This window comes from Moorena bouillonii PNG (genome assembly GCF_001942495.1).
GTDB classification, from domain to species: Bacteria; Cyanobacteriota; Cyanobacteriia; order Cyanobacteriales; family Coleofasciculaceae; genus Moorena; species Moorena bouillonii.
This window is the reverse complement of record NZ_MKZS01000001.1, coordinates 2,639,483-2,656,874: the sequence shown is the minus strand read 5'-3', so window position 1 is coordinate 2,656,874 and position 17,392 is coordinate 2,639,483. Positions and strand designations below refer to the sequence as shown.

Here is a 17,392-nt window from a genome sequence, read left to right as displayed (position 1 = left end):
AATCGGGAATCGGGAATCGGGAATTGGGAATCGGGAATCGGGAATCGGGAATCGGGAATTGGGAATCGGGAATCGGAAATCGGGAATTGGGAATCGGTAAAATTCTGAAATAGATAATGGAAATAGATAATAATATTTTTTGGTGTTATACTGAATCAGTATTTTGTTTCATGAGCTATCAGGATATATTTGAAAATGGTATAGGGTTTCTCGTACTATCGCTACTCCCTACTCCCTACTCCCTACTCCCTACTCCCTACTCCCTACTCCCTACTCCCTATTCCCTACTCCCTACTCCCTACTCCCTACTCCCTACTCCCTACTCCCTACTCCCTACAATACACAACTGATAAATCCCTAAACTCCTCTTACTTCGGAGACTGGTTTAACGTTAATAGGAAGAGGAATAGTAGGATAGTTTTGGTGAATTTGAAGCATAATCTGAATTGAACGGGCTTTATCACCAATAGCCATTGTGATGGATTGTCGTGTTAATATTTCTGCTACTATTTTAGCAGCTGCTTGGCTTTTTTGGGCTTCAGCTTCTAGAAATGCAAACACGCGCTGTTTAGCAATTCGTCCGCGATTAACCCGAGACAAAATACTGATAAAGTATGGAATTAAGTCTTGCAAACGGTCGGGATTATCTAGGGCATACTGTTCTAGATAGTTAGTGGCAAATAGCTGCATGTCTTGACTGGGATGTTCACTAAATTTGAGGAGATAATCTTGACCATAACTCTGCTGAAAGGTACGTAGGACTAAATCCCGCCCAAATTGACGAACATCATCCCGAGTACTGTCACAAATACTGACCATGACTTCAGGTGTCCATTCTTGTTCGGTAATTTGTTGGCTAAACAGTTGAGTAGCAAATTCTCGGGAATCCTGCCATTTTGCTTCTAGTAATCGCACTGCGGCTAACATGTCTTGAGAATTGCTACGGATACGGTTGAGCCTTTGCTCAATCATTGCCCAAGCGGCTTGACGGACAGATAGGATTTCATGATTGGCTAGTTTAACAATGTCAGTAATTTCTAATTCTAATCCCCAAGTGGTATAGTTAGCTTGGAATACTAATCCTGCTAATTCTTGAGCGGCTGATGATTTGGCTTGGAGAAGTTCCATCGCGTTGTCTTTGGTAATCCTAGTCATCCAGCTGGGTAAGTCTTCTCGTAGCAGTTGGACTAAATCTTGGTGAACACCTTGATGTCTTTCTGGTAGCTGCAATAGGGTAATAATTTCTGTGGCTAGCTGAGTTACAAATTCTGGATATAATTGTCCTAAGCGCTGAATTACTGGACGAATACCTTGACGCAAGTGTGCTTGTTGATTGGTTGCGATCGCTAATACTAAGTCGTAGTCTTGTAGCAACCGTTGATCGGGAAGTTGACCGAAAATCTGAACCCCAATCCCTTGCACTGACTGATGGGAAGCGTTGAGGAGTGATTCAATTAATTTGGGTGGTAAGTCAGCGGCAGGAGTTTCGTGATTGAATAGGATTCTTGCTCCCAATTCCTGGATTTCTGGCATGGGGTGTTGGAGCAGATCTAGTACTACTCCCATACCCAATGTCCTGAGTTGGGGGGTAAAACCTAGAAGCAGGGTTTGAGCAGTGTCTTTGGCGATATCGGTTTGAGTTGGTTCTAGTGCGAGTACTGCTACAATAACTTGCCCGATTAATACTTTGGCTGTTGCTTCACTTACTATTGATTGAGTCAGTAACTGACGGGCAAAAGTACGGGTATCGGAATGTTGACTGATCACTAAAGGGATGATCAGCTGGCTGGTGGTGATCAAGTGAGTTGGTATTGCTTGTATCCACTGATGGGCTTGAGTACGAGCTGCTGGAAACTGGCAGTTGGCTAAGGCAAGTAATAAGTCTAGGTTAGGATTGTCAGGATTATCGGAATTATATTTTTGTGTTCCTAGTTCAAAGCCTAGTTGAGCGGTTACTTGGTAGGGTTTGTTAACTAGTCTGATTACAGTCTCTGTATCGATTTGATGACAGAATGACTGACATACCTTCAAGGCTTTGGCCGCAAACTGATGAACTTGATGACAGTGGCTTTCTAATAGTAACTGTAGCAGTGCCTCTGGATGTTGCTCCCAAAGTTTAGGAAAGGCTTCTTCTCGCACATCTGGTTCTGGATCACCGGGTTTGTAGTTGTCTCGACAACGCCATGCCTGGCTGTTGGGCATTAATTGGTAACGGGGACTATTGGTATAGAGAATATGGTTAAAGGTTAAGTAACCGGCATAGCTGTCCCAGTTGCGAGTGTAGCTGGTGCGACTCCAGTTAGAGTAATTCCAGCGATATAAAGTTGATGTTCTGGCGGGCACCCCATCAGAATCAGAATATTGGAGTAGTATCTCTAGGGCTAGATTTACATAATTGCCATCGCATTCTTCACCCAATTTCCTGAGAGTCCTCCATACCCGCCGCCGTAGATAGTCACGAGTAACGTTGCTGTAAGCCCGTTTAGCATCAGGACTACCGAGGTAATGGGAACGGGGAATATATTTGCGGCTATTTCTGTCCCAGTAATATTTATGCCAATAAGACTGACGAAACATTGGTCCCTCGGTGTCTAGGCGGTAGGCGATAATGCCAAATACTTCAGCATCTTGTCGATATTCGGCAATCTTGAATATGTGGCGAATGGCTTTGAAGTAGTTGGGGCGTAGGGGAGCAGTGCGTAAGATGTTTAGTAGTGCTGGACGCACTTGAGCATTATTAATTTGATATAGGGTATCGAGGACACCAAAACGAGTATAGTCGTTACTGTCTAGATAGGTAAGTAGGGCATTAGAGAACTCAGCAGGATTATCGGTTTCGATATGGGATTGCAATTCGGCAGGCAATTGCTCTATCTGTTGAGAGCGCAACCGTTCTTGAGTTGATGGATCACAGAGTTTCATCCAGGCTTCCCAAGCAATCCCCTTGACAAAGTCTGGAGTTGAAGGGGTTTCATACAAGCGTTGGAGGTGAGGAATTACATGCTCATCACCACACCATCCCAAAGCCCAAGCAATGCAGTAGTCTTTTAAGGGTTGCTCAGTGCCAATCAGAGGGATAATTAAGGGGGTAGCTTCACGAATTTTCAATTCTCCAGCCCGCCAGATCGCTCGGGTTTGGGACCATTTACTAGAGCCTTTACTACTATGTGGATTTGCGTTCGGCTCTGCCGTGCCAAAAGCGATCGCGTTGAGAATGGCTTGATGGCGTGGGTCTTTGGTAACTACGTTACTAGTAGTTAAGTTACTGGTATTTAAGTCATTAACCTCTTCTTGAGTTCGACTACTTGATGCTTCAGTTACATCTTGATAGCCTTTCTTGAGTTTTGAGCCAACTAACTGATCAAACACTTGTTGTGCTTTAGCTAAAGCTACCGGCTGAGCAGTTTTTGAACTTTCTTTCAAGGTCTTGCCACGGCGTCCATAGCGGAAGTTAACGATATACTGCTCGTTACCGAGATCACACAGATCGACTTCGTAGATTTTATCTGAGTTATCAGCTTGATAATGGAGCGTAGTGCGTTTGATCAGTTTCATAGGAGATCAGGGAAAACCCAGGTAGAAGTAGAAACGCCTGTCATTACCACCATATTAAAAAAATTATCTAGTCGCTCCCCTTCCCCAATTAGCAAGCTATCGTAAATAAAAGCACGGTAAGCCCAGCCTAACCGAAAGGATTAAAACTTGCCCATTGCTGCGTAGCTTGACTCTGATGTAGCCGATAGATTAATGAGCAATTTTCCAGACTTATCAAGTCACGATTTCAAAGTGATCAGGGAATTGGGTCATAATCGCGCTGGTGGGAGAGTGACCTACCTAGCCCGAAACCAGGTCAATCACCAATTGGTAGTGATCAAGCAGTTTCAGTTTGCTCAACGCAACAGTAACTGGTCAGACTATGAGAGCATAGAAGGGGAAATTCAAGTGTTGCGGGGACTGAATCATCCCGGTATCCCCCGTTACTTAGGGTCATTTCAAACCACTAGGGGCTGTTGTTTGGTACAGGAATACAAACATGCTCCTTCCCTGGCTGTACTTCGTAGTTTTGACCCGGAGGAGATTAAGCAAATCGCGGTTGGGTTACTCAACATTCTGGTTTACCTACAACATCGGATTCCTCCGATCATCCATCGAGATATCAAACCCGAAAATATCTTAGTAGATGAGACGATCAATGTTTTTTTGGTAGACTTCGGCTTGGCTCGGATTGGTGATAGTGAACTAGCGGTGAGTAGTGTAGCCAAAGGCACTATCGGGTTTATGGCTCCGGAACAGTTATTTGATAAAGCCCTAAGTAAAGCGTCAGACTTATATGGGTTAGGAGCGACCTTGATTTGTTTACTCACTGGTACTCGATCGACTACGATTAATACTTTAATTGATGAAGACTATTGTCTCAATTTTCAGCATCGTCTACCTCAAGTAAGTTTGGGTTGGCTGGAGTGGTTGCAAAGGATGGTAGAGCTTAAACCTAAAGATCGTTTTCCTGATGCTGAAACGGCTTTAGAAGCTCTTAAGCCAATCTACGTTATCCGGATTCCAGAGGCAAAACTATCCCAACCGTATCTAGAGTTGAGGGCTAAAAAATTAGGGGAAAAACTGACAAAAACTATCACCATTTGTAATACAGTTCCAGACACAGCCTTAGAAAGCCGCTGGCAAATTGCTCCCCATGTCAGTGACCCACCCCACACTCCCTATTTCCATGACTGGATTCGATTGGACACAGCTGATGTTAATGGTAATCAAGGGTTGTGCCAAATTACTATAGATACCAGTAAGCTGATGGCAGACCAAACCTATGAGCGAGAGGTATTAATTCACACTAATGCTGAACAGTCAACTCAGGTCTTACCCCTGAAAATCCATACTGCTCCGGTACCAATTGCCACGAAAAAACTTCCCTATCTATCCCTAGCGCTATTGATTGGCTTAGCTACTACAGCTACGTGGGTAGAAACTACGGCTTGGGAGGGAATTGTGAGTAACAGTGGGACAATCGGGATTGCGATCGCTACTTTTGTCTCAGTCTTAGTGGCAATGCTGGGATTGACTGCGGCTGTGACATCTGGGATGATATCGAAACTGGTAGCAAGACTCAGAGCCAGGTTTAGTATTCCGTTAAAGGCTATGGATACCGTAGCAGCAGTGTTTTTTGCTGGAGTAGCAGCCCTGTTGGTAGCTGGATTTGGTGCCAAGTTTCGCGCTACCGATAGCGCAATTGCTACCTTTGCAGCAGTGGATGCGGTAGTGTTTATGGCAGCCTTTGAAGGGGAAGGAGTCGCTCAAAGCTGCCGAAAGCGTGGGTTTAGTAAAATCTTAGCCCTAGGAGTGCCTGTGTTATCGGTAGCCTTGGGCATTAGTTTAGGTATCGGTTTAAAGCTGGGATTTTTAAATGTGTTGGTAATGATAGCCATTTTAGTGACAGCAGTTCCCTTAGCTGTGATAATTCGTAAGCGTTCAGGGGGTAGAAGAGCCCTCGCCAAAAATGGTAGCGAGAATATGCTAAGGTAAGGAACATGGAACAGCAGCGCCCAAACTATATAGAGCAAGTCCCCTGGTCAGATTGGGAAGAAACTCCAGCCAGTGTCAAAAAACTGGTAGAGGGAATGGCGCAGCAAATTGAAAATTTAAAAAAACAACTCACAGATATATCGGCAGTTCAGCAACAGCTATTAGAAAAAACCCGACGGACATCAAAGAACTCATCATCGCCTCCTTCCTTTGACCCACCAGGGCTGGAAAAAAAACCACAGAAAAACAAAAGTAAGAGAAAACGAGGAGGTCAACCAGGTCATGATGGGCATAGTCGAGACTTGTATCCAATCGAGCGGTGTAACCAGATCATTGACCATCATCCAAGCAAATGCTCCTGTTGTGGGAAAAGACTAAGTGGAGAAGATCAAAACCCCTATCGCCACCAAATAGTAGAGATTCCACCGATTGAACCGATCGTGATCGAGCATCGTTTACACTCGTTGAAGTGTGGGCAATGTCAGAGATCAACCAGGGCTAAATTGCCAGAGGAGGTCAACAGGAGTGGATACGGAGTACGAGTAGTAGCAATGGTGGCACTACTGAGTGGAGTTTACCGCAATAGTCAACGCCAGGTGCAAAGTGCTCTAGCTGACTTGTTTGAGATTTCCATGTCATTAGGAACGGTAAACAAACTCCGGCAAGAAGCAAGCGATGCAGTGGCAAGCAGTGTTGAGGATGCCAAACTTTATGTCCAACACTCAAAGGTGGTAGGAGCAGACGAAACGAGCTTTAATCAAGGAAATCTAGATGGGAAAAACCCCAAACAACGAAAAGCGTGGTTGTGGGTGGCAGTCACGCCACTAGTGACATTTTTTGAGATTGCCCTAACTCGTTGTACCTCTGCTTCTCAAAACCTACTGGGTCAAAATTTTGGTGGTATTTTAAACTCAGACCGTCATGGTGCGTATAACTGGGTAGACTTGGAACGTCGGCAATTGTGTTGGGCACATCTGCGACGGGAATTCATTAAAATCTCGGAACGTCCTGGGGTATCTAAAGAATTAGGGACTGCATTGGTTAAACAACAGGAGAAGCTGTTTGAATTGTGGCATCGAGTACTATATGGTACTTTGAAACGTTGTCAGTTTCAATTGCTAGTCGAGGAGATACGTGAAGGGGTCAAGTTGACTTTAAAACAAGCAGATTCTTACTCGATTGGGTCACAGGAGAAAACACCCCTTGCTAAAACTGTCCGCACTTGTCGCCAACTACTCAAAGTTGAACCAGCTTTATGGTTGTTTGTGAGTGTTGAGGGTGTGGAACCAACAAATAATGCAGCAGAAAGAGCCATCCGTCCAGCAGTAATCTGGCGGCGTACCAGTTTTGGTTCTCAGACTCAAGCAGGGAGTGCTTTTGTTGCTCGTATGTTAACTGTTGTGACAACATTGAAGTCCCAGCAGCGTAATGTCTTGGAGTTTTTGACAAATGCAATCAACGCTGCACGCGCAGGTAAACCTGCCCCTTCGTTACTGCCATAGGTAGCTATTTCTGATCACGAGCATGAGCAAGAGCTAGTGATCGCAGCTCAATAATTTTATTTCATTATTACTCCTGCCGGGTGTGTTTTTTTGATGATTACAACCCCCCTGAACGGTTACGATAATTCTCTATCCACCATTAGAGCGTCTGCGGCAAGTCAAAACCTATCGGAAATTAGAGAGAAATTTGATCAAGCCTTAGAAGGTATTTATTTGCAGGAGCGATCAGCCTACTGCTTCCACTCAATTTTTTGTGATTGCAACAAAATAATAGATCTGGACGACCTTTTATTTTTGGAACTATGCTGTAAGTACAACTGTTAACAATTTTTCATAAAAATTAAGAATTAATAGTCAACCACGCAAAACGCTATTATATTTTTTGATATTTAATTAGGTAATTTATTATTACCTATTACCAATTCTCAAAAAGCGCTCAGCTATTTTGCTTAGTGATTAACAAAACTTGGTATCCTATAAAATTTTGTAATTTTATAGGTGTTTAATAGTTTGGCTTTGGAGTAACAGGTTTTATTAATATAGAACTCCCCTAGCAGCTGATCGGCTTTTGATGATTTTAAACATGCTCTATCAGCACGCTCTGCACTCAGGACTTATCGAATTTTTCACAGGCTGAGAATACACTGATTCAAGATTACCATAGATCATTAATCGTTCTCACTTCTGTCTGGGTGTCGTTTATTCAATTTCAAATCACTAGACGTGCAGCCAACTGTAAATAAATGTACCAAACCAGGTAGACAGGAGAGCAATTTTTAGGGCAAGATTATTTAGTTCAGAATATTGTCAAATGTCTGTTGTTTCTACCGTCAGGGTTATTGTGCCCGGTACTACCGCTAATCTAGGACCAGGTTTCGATTGCATAGGCGCAGCGTTAACTGTATATAACCAGTTTAAAGTCACTCGCCTGGAGTCGCTAAATTCTGGATCAGTCAAGCTTAAGATTGATGTTACTGGTGTGGAAGCCAACAAGGTCAGTAGAGATGAGAGTAATCTTGTCTATCGAGCGTTTGTGACCTTATATGAGCGTCTGGGAAAAACTCCGCCTCCGGTACACCTAGAGATTGATTTGGGGGTGCCTTTGGCACGAGGATTGGGCAGTTCGGCAACAGCGATTGTTGGAGGATTGATTGCTGCAAATCAGTTAGCGGGTAAACCTCTTTCTCAGCAGGAGGTAATGGAGTTAGCGATCGCAATTGAGGGGCATCCTGATAATGTGGTTCCAGCGCTTTTGGGGGGATGTCGTTTGACCGGTCGAGGTTTGGTTATCAAACCCCAAAAGCCCCAAGGACCCCAAGCAAAAGAACAGGATTGGGTAGTTTGTGATGTTCGTTGGTCTTCTGATCTGGTTCCGGTGGTGGCAATTCCAGATTTCGAGCTTTCAACACAGGAGGCACGGCAGGTGTTACCTGATAGCTACAGCCGTGCTGATGCAGTTTTGAATGTGGCCAGTTTGGGGTTGTTGTTGCGAGGTTTGCAGTCTGGTAAGGGGGATTGGATACGGGTCGGTTTGCAAGACCGGATACATCAGCCTTATCGCCAAAAGCTGATTCCTGGTTATGACGCTGTGGAGGCGGCAGCTTTGGATGCTGGAGCCTATGGCATGGTGATTAGTGGGGCAGGTCCTACTTTGTTGGCCTTGGTGAGTGAGTCAAAAGCACCAGCGGTTCAGGAGGCAATGGCGGTAGCTTGGACCGATGCCGGGATTCAGGCTCAAGTGCGATCGCTTTCTCTAGATTCCCACGGCACCAAGATTGCTCTGGAATTGATTAGCTAATACCACATCCGATAGTATGACCCCCTGCTGGTTATAGTTGGTAATTGCTTCTGATTACCAAAAATATAAAATATAGCATAATGCTTCTGGGTTTGACCCACCTTAACCTAAATTTTTAATAATTCTTTACTTTTTTGGTAGCAATTGTTACCAAAAAATTTTTTTTGTGTTTTTTTGGCAAATACCCTTTGCAATTCTTAACTTTAGTTAATATACTGAAACTAGAAGCCAATAGGTATTTATTCTTAGCTATGGTCTCCGTAAATTTTCCTTGGATAACGACGATTATTCTGCTGCCCCTAGTGGCATCTCTGCTGATTCCGCTCATTCCCAGCAAGTGGCTGAGGATGATTCGTTGGTATGCCCTAGGTGTAGCCCTTCTGGATTTTGTCCTAATGATCTATGGGTTTTGGCATCATTACGATTTCCGAAACTCCGAATTTCAGCTCAGGGAAAGTTATACGTGGATACCCCAGCTTGGCATTAGTTGGTCTGTAGCAGTCGATGGCTTATCGATGCCTCTGATTGTGTTAAGTGGCTTAGTCACTACCTTAGCTATTGTTGCGGCTTGGAAGATTAACCATAAACCGCGTTTGTTTTACTGCTTGATGCTGTTCATGTATAGCGCCCAGATCGGGGTGTTTGCAGCTCAAGATTTAGTGTTGTTTTTCCTAATGTGGGAATTAGAGTTGCTGCCAGTGTACTTGCTCATTTCTATATGGGGAGGAAAACAACGCTTCTACGCCGCAACCAAATTTATTCTTTACACAGCAGCAGGTTCAGTTTTTATCCTGGTCGCCGCGCTAATGATGGCGTTTGCTGGAGATACAGTCACCTTTGACATGCAAACCCTAGGGAATCGGAATTACCCGATAGCTTTGGAACTAGTAGCTTATGCGGGTTTCTTAATTGCCTATGGTGTCAAGTTGCCGATTTTTCCGCTACATACTTGGTTACCAGATGCACACAGCCAAGCTTCTGCTCCAGTCTCGATGATATTAGCTGGGGTCTTATTGAAAATGGGTGGGTATGGACTGATGCGCATGAATCTAGAAATGCTTCCTCATGCCCATACTTACTTCGCACCAGTGCTAGCAGTATTAGGTGTGGTCAATATTATCTACGGTGCTTTGCTTGCTTTTAGCCAAGACAATCTCAAACGACGACTAGCTTACTCATCAATTTCCCACATGGGTTTTGTGTTGATTGGCATTGCTTCGTTCACTGAATTAGGAATGAATGGAGCTATCTTACAGATGCTTTCCCATGGGTTAATCGCTGCTGCCTTATTCTTCCTATCTGGTGTCACCTACGAACGTACTCATACCCTAGCGATGGCAAAAATGGGAGGAATGGCGAAAGAAATGCCCAAAGCATTTGCCCTCTTCACTGCTGGTTCCATGGCATCCCTAGCCTTACCAGGAATGAGTGGTTTTGTTGGTGAGTTGTCAGTCTTTCTTGGAGTCACTACTAGCAGTGTCTACAGCTCATCTTTCAAAGTCGTCATCGTTTTCTTAGCCGCAGTGGGATTAATCCTAACTCCGATTTATCTGCTTTCACTGCTCAGACAGGTATTTTTCGGTAACAATAACTATGGAATAATTATTGAGAAATACCTAGGGGATGCCAAGCCTCGCGAAATTTTCATTACGGCTTGTCTGTTAATCCCTATTATTGGCATCGGTCTTTATCCGAAGCTAGTCACTCAAACCTATGATGTGAAAACTGTAGCGGTTGCTGCTCAAATGCGCCAATCCTTACCAGTGATTGTTCAAGAGGAATCACCTCTATACTCTGGTACCTTCACAGCGCCACAGTTAGCTAACACCAATCCTCAAGCTATTCTTGGTGTTACCAAGTACTGAGTACTTGCTGTTTCCGATTAGCGGGAGTTAAACAAAAAGAATGCCCCAAAACAGGAGCATCCCACTTTGGAAGAAACATACCCCAAATAGCTGTATCATGGTGATTCTACCGCCGAAATAAAACGATATATTTGCCAAAATGAGATGCTCCCAACAAACCGGGTGCATCTCACTGTTTTTATGAAAAGCGCGAGGGGAGAAAACCCCCTGTTCTATTGCTGTATCCCTTTCGAAATTATGAATAAATTCGCGCCAAAATGCCCAAAGGTAGCGATATTATACTGGATTTCTATCTTGATTTCTGTTTAAGTCCCCCTATGGGATTTTTCTGTAAGATTTGGGAAGTAATGATAATATAATTGCGTTCCTGTAGGGACTCTGTCAGACTACTGTACAAGGAAGCCAAGCCAAAATGAATGTGACTCTTACCGTAAATGGTAAACAGCACACCCTCACCATTGAACCCCGTGTAACACTCCTAGATGCTCTGCGTGAATATTTGGGATTAGTCGGGAGTAAAAAGGGGTGCGATCATGGACAATGTGGAGCCTGTACTGTTTTAATTGATGGTCAGCGAGTTTATTCCTGTCTCACTTTGGCAGTCATGCAAGAAGGTAAGGAAATTGTTACCGTTGAAGGTTTGGCAACAGGGGATACTCTCCATCCGGTGCAGGAGGCATTTATTGACAATGATGGCTTCCAATGCGGCTATTGTACCCCAGGGCAAATTTGCGCTTCTGTGGCTCTTGTGGAGGAAGTTAAACGGGGTTGTGTTAGCGCGGTGACACCAGATTTGCATAGTCCTCCACAACTAGCTGAACTCTCCGAGGCGGAAATCAAGGAACGACTGAGTGGGAATCTCTGCCGATGCAGTGCTTACAATGGTATTGTGGCAGCCGTACAGCAGGTAATTGGACAAAAACCACCTTCTCCTGTGGCAGCGGTGATGGTCAGTGAATATGGAAATAACAAAGGATCATGAATAACTTCACCTATACCCGTGCCACTTCCTTGTCAGATGCCGTGAACCAGGCAGTTGCTGACCAACACTCCATGTTTATTGCTGGTGGAACGAATTTAGTTGACCGTCTGAAAGTATTCTTAGATCAGCCATCGCAACTGATTGATATCTCTCGGTTACAGATGCATAACATTGAACCGATGGCTGATGGTAGTCTGCGTCTGGGAGCGCTAGTTAGTAATACCGCAGTGGCAGACAATAGTGATATTCGCCGCAACTATCCCATGTTAGCTAGGGCAATTATATCTGGCGCATCTCAGCAAATTCGCAACATGGCTACAGTGGGGGGAAACCTGCTGCAACGTACCCGTTGTCCCTATTATTACGATACCGCCTTTCCTTGTAATAAACGGCAACCAGGGACAGGCTGCCCCGCAATCACGGGAATTAACCGTACTCATGCCATCCTTGGGGCCAGCGAGCAGTGTGTAGCAGTACACCCGTCAGATATGTGTGTTGCCCTAGCTGCATTGGATGCGGTGGTGGAAGTAGCAAGTCCCCAAGGGCAAAGGGAGATACCGTTTACAGATTTCCACCGTCTACCAGGAAATAGACCCGAGCAAGACACCAATTTAGAACCAGGGGAGTTAATTACCGCTGTGATTCTGCCGACCTTATCCTTTGGGAAATCTGGGGTTTATTTGAAAATACGCGATCGCGCTTCCTATTCCTTTGCTTTAATTTCTGTGGCGGCGGCGGTAAACTTGCAAGGGGAGCAAATCCAAGCTGCACGCTTGGCAATGGGTGGGGTAGCACACAAGCCTTGGCGAGCAACAGCAGCAGAAGAGTTTTTGATTGGTAAGTCGGCGGATGTAGCAACATTTACCGAGGCTGCAGAAATTGCCTTGGACTTAGCCAAACCTTTAACTCACAACGGTTATAAAGTCGAACTGGCAAAACGGGCGATTCGTCGCGCCCTCATGGTTTCTGCTCAAGGAGGAGGGGTAGCATGAATCAAGTAACTAGTACTAGTATTAACCGCAAGGATGGACGAGCAAAGGTTACAGGGACAGCAACCTACGCTGCTGAACATCAAATTCCCGGTTTAGTTCATGGTTATCTGGTGACTGCTAACATTGCTCATGGGCAGATTAAAAGTATTGATACCCAAGGGGCAGCAACAGCACCAGGGGTAATTGCGGTTTTCACTCATAAAAACGCCCCGACCGTATCTAAACCAGCTAACGATTTTATCACCTCGAAAATCTACGAGGCACGACTACCGTTATCAGATGACCAAATTTACTATGCAGGACAGATTATTGGCTTAGTAGTCGCAGATACCTTTGAACGGGCACGTCACGCTGCCCATTTAGTTAAGGTAGAATACGTCACCCAAGAACCAATTGTAGAAACCAGTAAAGCTACCTTTAACGAAGCTCCACCCATGTTTGGGCAACAGATGACCTTTGAGAAGGGGAATGTTGCTGGTGGGGACTTTGCCAGTGCCATGGCAGGTGTAGGAGCCGGGATTACAGCAACATACACAACTTCCACTGAACTACACGCAGCGATGGAACCCCATGCTATCATTGCTCACTGGCAAGATCCAGACACCCTGACTGTCTACGAACCATCCCAGTGGGTAATCGGTAGTCAGCGTACCTATGCAGACCTGTTTGGACTTCCCCCAGAAAAAGTCCGTATTATCACACCTTTTATTGGTGGAGCCTTTGGTTCTAAAGGCTTTCCTTGGCCCCATGCCATTCTTGGTGCAGCAGCCGCCCGTCAACTGCAACGTCCCCTGAAAGTTGTTCTCAGCCGTCGGCAAATGACCGCCAACACCGGACACCGGTCTGAAACGGAACAAACGATTCGTTTAGGGGCAAATGCTGATGGTAGCTTGATGGCCATAGACCATGGGGTTAAATCCTGTACCTCACCAGTTGATATTTTTACTGAACCTTGTACAGGCATCACACCAGTTATGTACGCTGCACCCAATCTGCGAACCCGTCAGGAATTGGCGGTGATGAACGTTGGGACACCCGCATTCATGCGTGCCCCAGGGGAAAATCCGGGGTTATGGGCACTAGAATCAGCCATGGATGAATTGGCGTGGGAGTTAAAAATCGACCCAGTGGAACTGCGGTTAAAAAATGAAACTAAGGAACACCAGCGCCGGGGTTTACCTTTCTCTGCCAAGCATTTCGCAGAATGTTTGCGGCTGGGTGCGCAACAATTTGGGTGGCAAGATAGACCAAAACAGGTGCGCTCTCTCACCCGTGATGGTAAGCTGGTTGGTTGGGGCATGGCGGCATCAACCTTCCCCGCTTTACGGAGTGCAGCCACAGTCACAGTGCGGTTGTTAGCGGATGGTACTGCCCATATCCTCACTAGTGCTAATGACATGGGTACTGGTGCATATACCATTGTTGCAGGTACAGCAGCCGAGGTATTGGGGCTAGCTGTAGAACAGGTACGGGTGGAGATGGGAGACTCCTTACTGCCAAATGGTGGGATGGCGGGTGGTTCCCAAATGACAGCAACCCTTGTACCAGCAGTGATGGCGGCTTGTGAGGCAGTTCTGAAGACGGCTCTTGCCGCAACAGCCCAAGAAGCCTTTGCCACCCTGCATCAGTCGGGACAAGCTGCGTTTGAAGCGACAGCCTCTTCTGCAGCCGGTGAAGAGGGGAAGAAATGGGCATTCCAATCCTGGGGGGCACATTTTTGTGAAGTCAGCGTAGATGAAGACATTGCCCGCTTGCGCGTCAACCGTTGGGTGTCTGTGATGAATATTGGGCGAGTAATGAATGCCAAAACTGCAGCGTCTCAGATACGGGGTGGTGTAATTATGGGTATTGGGCACGCCTTGATGGAAGCCTGTGATTTTGACCCCAATATTGGCTATCCTGTGGTTTACGACCTGGCTACCTATCATTATCCCAGTCATGCAGATATTCCCCGGATTCAGGTGACATTTGTAGGGGAACCCGACTATAAATTTAATCCCGCAGGGGTGCGGGGTTTGGGTGAAATTGGGATTACAGGAGTATCGGCTGCGATCGCTAATGCTATTTACCATGCTACAGGTAAACGTATCCGTGATTTACCAATTACACCGGATAAGTTGTTGTGACACACATAACAGAAGAGGCGTTCCATTCAACGCCTCTTCTGTTATGTGATGATGTTTATGTTGTGATGATGTTAATTTTCATATAAGTCAACCACGGGTAAACCTTTTTTGGGAATGCTGCTGATAAATCTTTACCGAATTCAGCCTAGTTTATAGGAGAAAATTAAACTCAATATTCCCAACATAGCTGGTACCAAAACTAGTCTTATATTCAGATTAATTAGTATTAGTAACAAGACTAATATTGCCAAGACTGCGGTAAAATTTAGACAATAATCTTTGAGTTTATCTATCAACACTAGAGATTGCCGACAACGAGGGCAATACTTTGTATGTCTGCGGAGAGCGATCATATAATTGCTGATCACTTAATTCTTGGAAAGGTGCTTCTGTTAATCCCTGCCATGCAGGTTTACCACTAAATGCTTACCTAAAATCTAAAATTTCAAATCTCATGACCACACCTGCCCATAATCTCATCCAGTCCATCTATGAAGCCATCAATCGTAGGGATGTTAACGCTGCGATGGAGTGGATAGACGACCAGTGTATTTACGAGGATCTCAACTTTTCCCAACCATTCAAAGGAAAGGAAGCTGTCAGACAACTTCTGGAAGAATCCTGTCAAGGTATCCCGGATGAGTTAAAATTTGTAATTGATGATATCACCACAGGCGATCCCCTGGCAGTAGGAATACTATGGCACGTTGAATTAGACGGCATTCCCTTTCCCAACGGACGAGGTGTTAGCTTTTATCGTTGTTCTGAGGTAACTGGCAAGTTAGTTTTAGCCCGTGATCTGGTTGAACCCCCCATAAAACCAGGGAAGGCGGCATTCTTTATCATCCGACTAGTATCTCCGCTGATACGGACACTGCTGAAAAATCGGCAAGATGAAAGTACTAGGGAAATCTCTCCCTTAGGCCAAGGGATTCCAAAAACTCAACGCTTTCTTCCTCTAGTATTTGGGTTAATAGCGATCGCTTATATTTACATTCTGTTTTTATCTCCACCAGGGCAACTTATTCCAGGGCAACCCGCTTGGGCCATTCAACCAGAAACTATAGAGGAAATAGTAAATGAATCTCTGAATTTTTTCTTTATTTTACCCCTTTTGAACCTAGTAGGCATTAATTATTTAGAAGCACCAGTGGTTCATCCTACCTTAGAAGCACTCTTCAACTTTGCAGAAGCTTGGATTTTTATGTTTTTACCTCTACTCCTCGTCGATAGAAGGACAACTCATTTCCCCAAGATTCTGATTTGGAGTCTGGCCATGTTCGGAACGAATGCTGTTCTTACCCCTTATATGGCACTGCGCTATAATACACCAATTCCTCCAGTAAAGGAGGAAACGAACAAGGGACTATTAGCTCGTGTATTTGGTTGGACAGGAATGATAGTGGGGGTAATTGCATTAGTTTGGGGGGTGATGGGACGACCAGAGTTTGGAGATTTGGTCGAGAGAATGAACTATTTTGGGGAGCAATTGATAACGAACCGACTTACATTAGCTTTCTGTGTAGATTTAGTACTTTTTTTCATTGTTCAGGCTTTACTTTTGGGGGCAGTTAACAGCAGGATTGGCTGGTTTCGATTTATTCCTTTCTGGGGACTTGCGCTATGGCTAATTATATGAGTTGCTTGGAGGTTGGCTCAGCACGAGCGGACGCAATTTGTTGCCCAAAATGACTTTTATTATCAAATAACTATATGGTTTTGGCATAATCTGGTGTTCAATATCAACAAGTTTACCCTAACGCTCACATAACTGTGCTGCGGAGCATTTTTATTCAGGGAAGGTTTAATCAGGAGTTAATAATGTTAGAACTATATTTAGACAGTGCCGATGTTGAACAAATAGCACGTTTTCACTCTTGCTTACCGATTAAAGGAATAACAACCAACCCCAGTATTCTGGCTCAAGCCAACATAGGTGTTAATCAACTACTTAAAGAAGTAAATACTATACTAGGAAATGAGGCACGTTTCCACATTCAAGTTATTAGTCAATCTGTCGATGAAATTATCGTTGAAGCTGAGAAAATAACAGCTTTACCCTATGATATTGTGGTTAAAATTCCGGCCACGGAAATAGGTCTAGTGGCAATAAAACAGTTATATCAGAAGCAGATACCTATATTAGCTACGGCAATTTATACAGTTCAACAAGGTTTTTTAGCTGCACTAGCAGGTGCAGATTATTTAGCTCCTTATGTAAATCGAATTGATGTTTTTGGGGGAAATGGTGTCACAGTTGTGGAGCAACTTCAACAACTTGTCCAACAACAACAGCTAAGTTGTTGTTTATTACCTGCTAGTTTTAAAAATTCCCGTCAAGTTTTAGAGGTATTACAAGCAGGGGTTGGTGCGATTACTTTGCCTGTAGGTATAATGGGACAAATGGTTTCACATCCGGCTATACCTTTGGCAGTTGAACAATTTAACACTGATTGGCAACAAGTCTTTGGTGATCAATTATCTTTTGAAACTTAATGTGACCTGAGTTTTGGATATAGCAATTCTACGACTTGTGAGGTACAAATTTCTGGTTTTTAGGGAGCAGGGACTGAGGCCGTGGGCCACGCGGGGCGC

11 protein-coding genes are annotated in these 17,392 nt (G+C 44.6%); 10 read left to right on the top strand and 1 reads right to left on the bottom strand.

What is annotated here, in order from left to right; all coding sequences use genetic code 11:
* The first annotated feature begins 170 nt into the window (after nt 1-170).
* Nucleotides 171-350, top strand: coding sequence for a hypothetical protein (locus BJP37_RS36205; protein ID WP_143727562.1), 180 nt, complete (start codon nt 171-173; stop codon nt 348-350).
* 7 nt (nt 351-357) lie between these two features.
* Here the strand turns inward: BJP37_RS36205 and BJP37_RS10865 are convergent, their stop codons facing one another.
* Entirely contained in the window at nt 358-3,555 is a 3,198-nt protein-coding gene (locus tag BJP37_RS10865; protein WP_075898758.1) for a WGR domain-containing protein, read from the bottom strand.
* A gap of 192 nt (nt 3,556-3,747) precedes the next feature.
* Here BJP37_RS10865 and BJP37_RS10860 point away from each other — a divergent pair, with 192 nt between their 5' ends.
* The 9 genes from BJP37_RS10860 to BJP37_RS10815 all read left to right on the top strand — a co-directional run bounded on the left by BJP37_RS10860 (nt 3,748) and on the right by BJP37_RS10815 (nt 17,293).
* Nucleotides 3,748-5,532: a serine/threonine protein kinase gene (locus BJP37_RS10860; RefSeq protein WP_075898756.1), complete on the top strand. Its 1,785-nt coding sequence runs from the start codon at nt 3,748-3,750 to the stop codon at nt 5,530-5,532.
* Nucleotides 5,533-5,537: 5 nt separating this feature from the next.
* The gene (gene tnpC, locus BJP37_RS10855) at nt 5,538-7,034 is read left to right on the top strand and encodes an IS66 family transposase (protein WP_075897215.1); all 1,497 of its coding nucleotides are present in this window, start codon (nt 5,538-5,540) and stop codon (nt 7,032-7,034) included.
* A gap of 811 nt (nt 7,035-7,845) precedes the next feature.
* The gene (gene thrB, locus BJP37_RS10845; RefSeq protein ID WP_075898752.1) at nt 7,846-8,832 is read left to right on the top strand and encodes a homoserine kinase; all 987 of its coding nucleotides are present in this window, start codon (nt 7,846-7,848) and stop codon (nt 8,830-8,832) included.
* 251 nt (nt 8,833-9,083) lie between these two features.
* Nucleotides 9,084-10,697, top strand: a complete 1,614-nt coding sequence (locus tag BJP37_RS10840) for an NAD(P)H-quinone oxidoreductase subunit 4 (protein WP_075905969.1) — start codon at nt 9,084-9,086, stop codon at nt 10,695-10,697.
* A gap of 412 nt (nt 10,698-11,109) precedes the next feature.
* Complete coding sequence (locus BJP37_RS10835) at nt 11,110-11,679, top strand: 2Fe-2S iron-sulfur cluster-binding protein (RefSeq protein ID WP_075898750.1); 570 nt, start codon at nt 11,110-11,112, stop codon at nt 11,677-11,679.
* Nucleotides 11,676-12,671, top strand: coding sequence for an FAD binding domain-containing protein (locus BJP37_RS10830; RefSeq protein ID WP_075898748.1), 996 nt, complete (start codon nt 11,676-11,678; stop codon nt 12,669-12,671). Before BJP37_RS10835 ends, BJP37_RS10830 begins: the two co-directional genes overlap by 4 nt.
* Entirely contained in the window at nt 12,668-14,797 is a 2,130-nt protein-coding gene (locus BJP37_RS10825; protein ID WP_075898746.1) for a xanthine dehydrogenase family protein molybdopterin-binding subunit, read from the top strand. Before BJP37_RS10830 ends, BJP37_RS10825 begins: the two co-directional genes overlap by 4 nt.
* Before the next feature lie 454 nt (nt 14,798-15,251).
* Nucleotides 15,252-16,436: a nuclear transport factor 2 family protein gene (locus BJP37_RS10820; protein WP_075898744.1), complete on the top strand. Its 1,185-nt coding sequence runs from the start codon at nt 15,252-15,254 to the stop codon at nt 16,434-16,436.
* Nucleotides 16,437-16,618: 182 nt separating this feature from the next.
* Nucleotides 16,619-17,293 carry a transaldolase family protein gene (locus tag BJP37_RS10815; protein WP_075898742.1) on the top strand — a complete coding sequence of 225 codons (675 nt, stop codon included), beginning with the start codon at nt 16,619-16,621 and terminating at the stop codon, nt 17,291-17,293.
* The last annotated feature ends 99 nt before the right edge of the window (nt 17,294-17,392 follow it).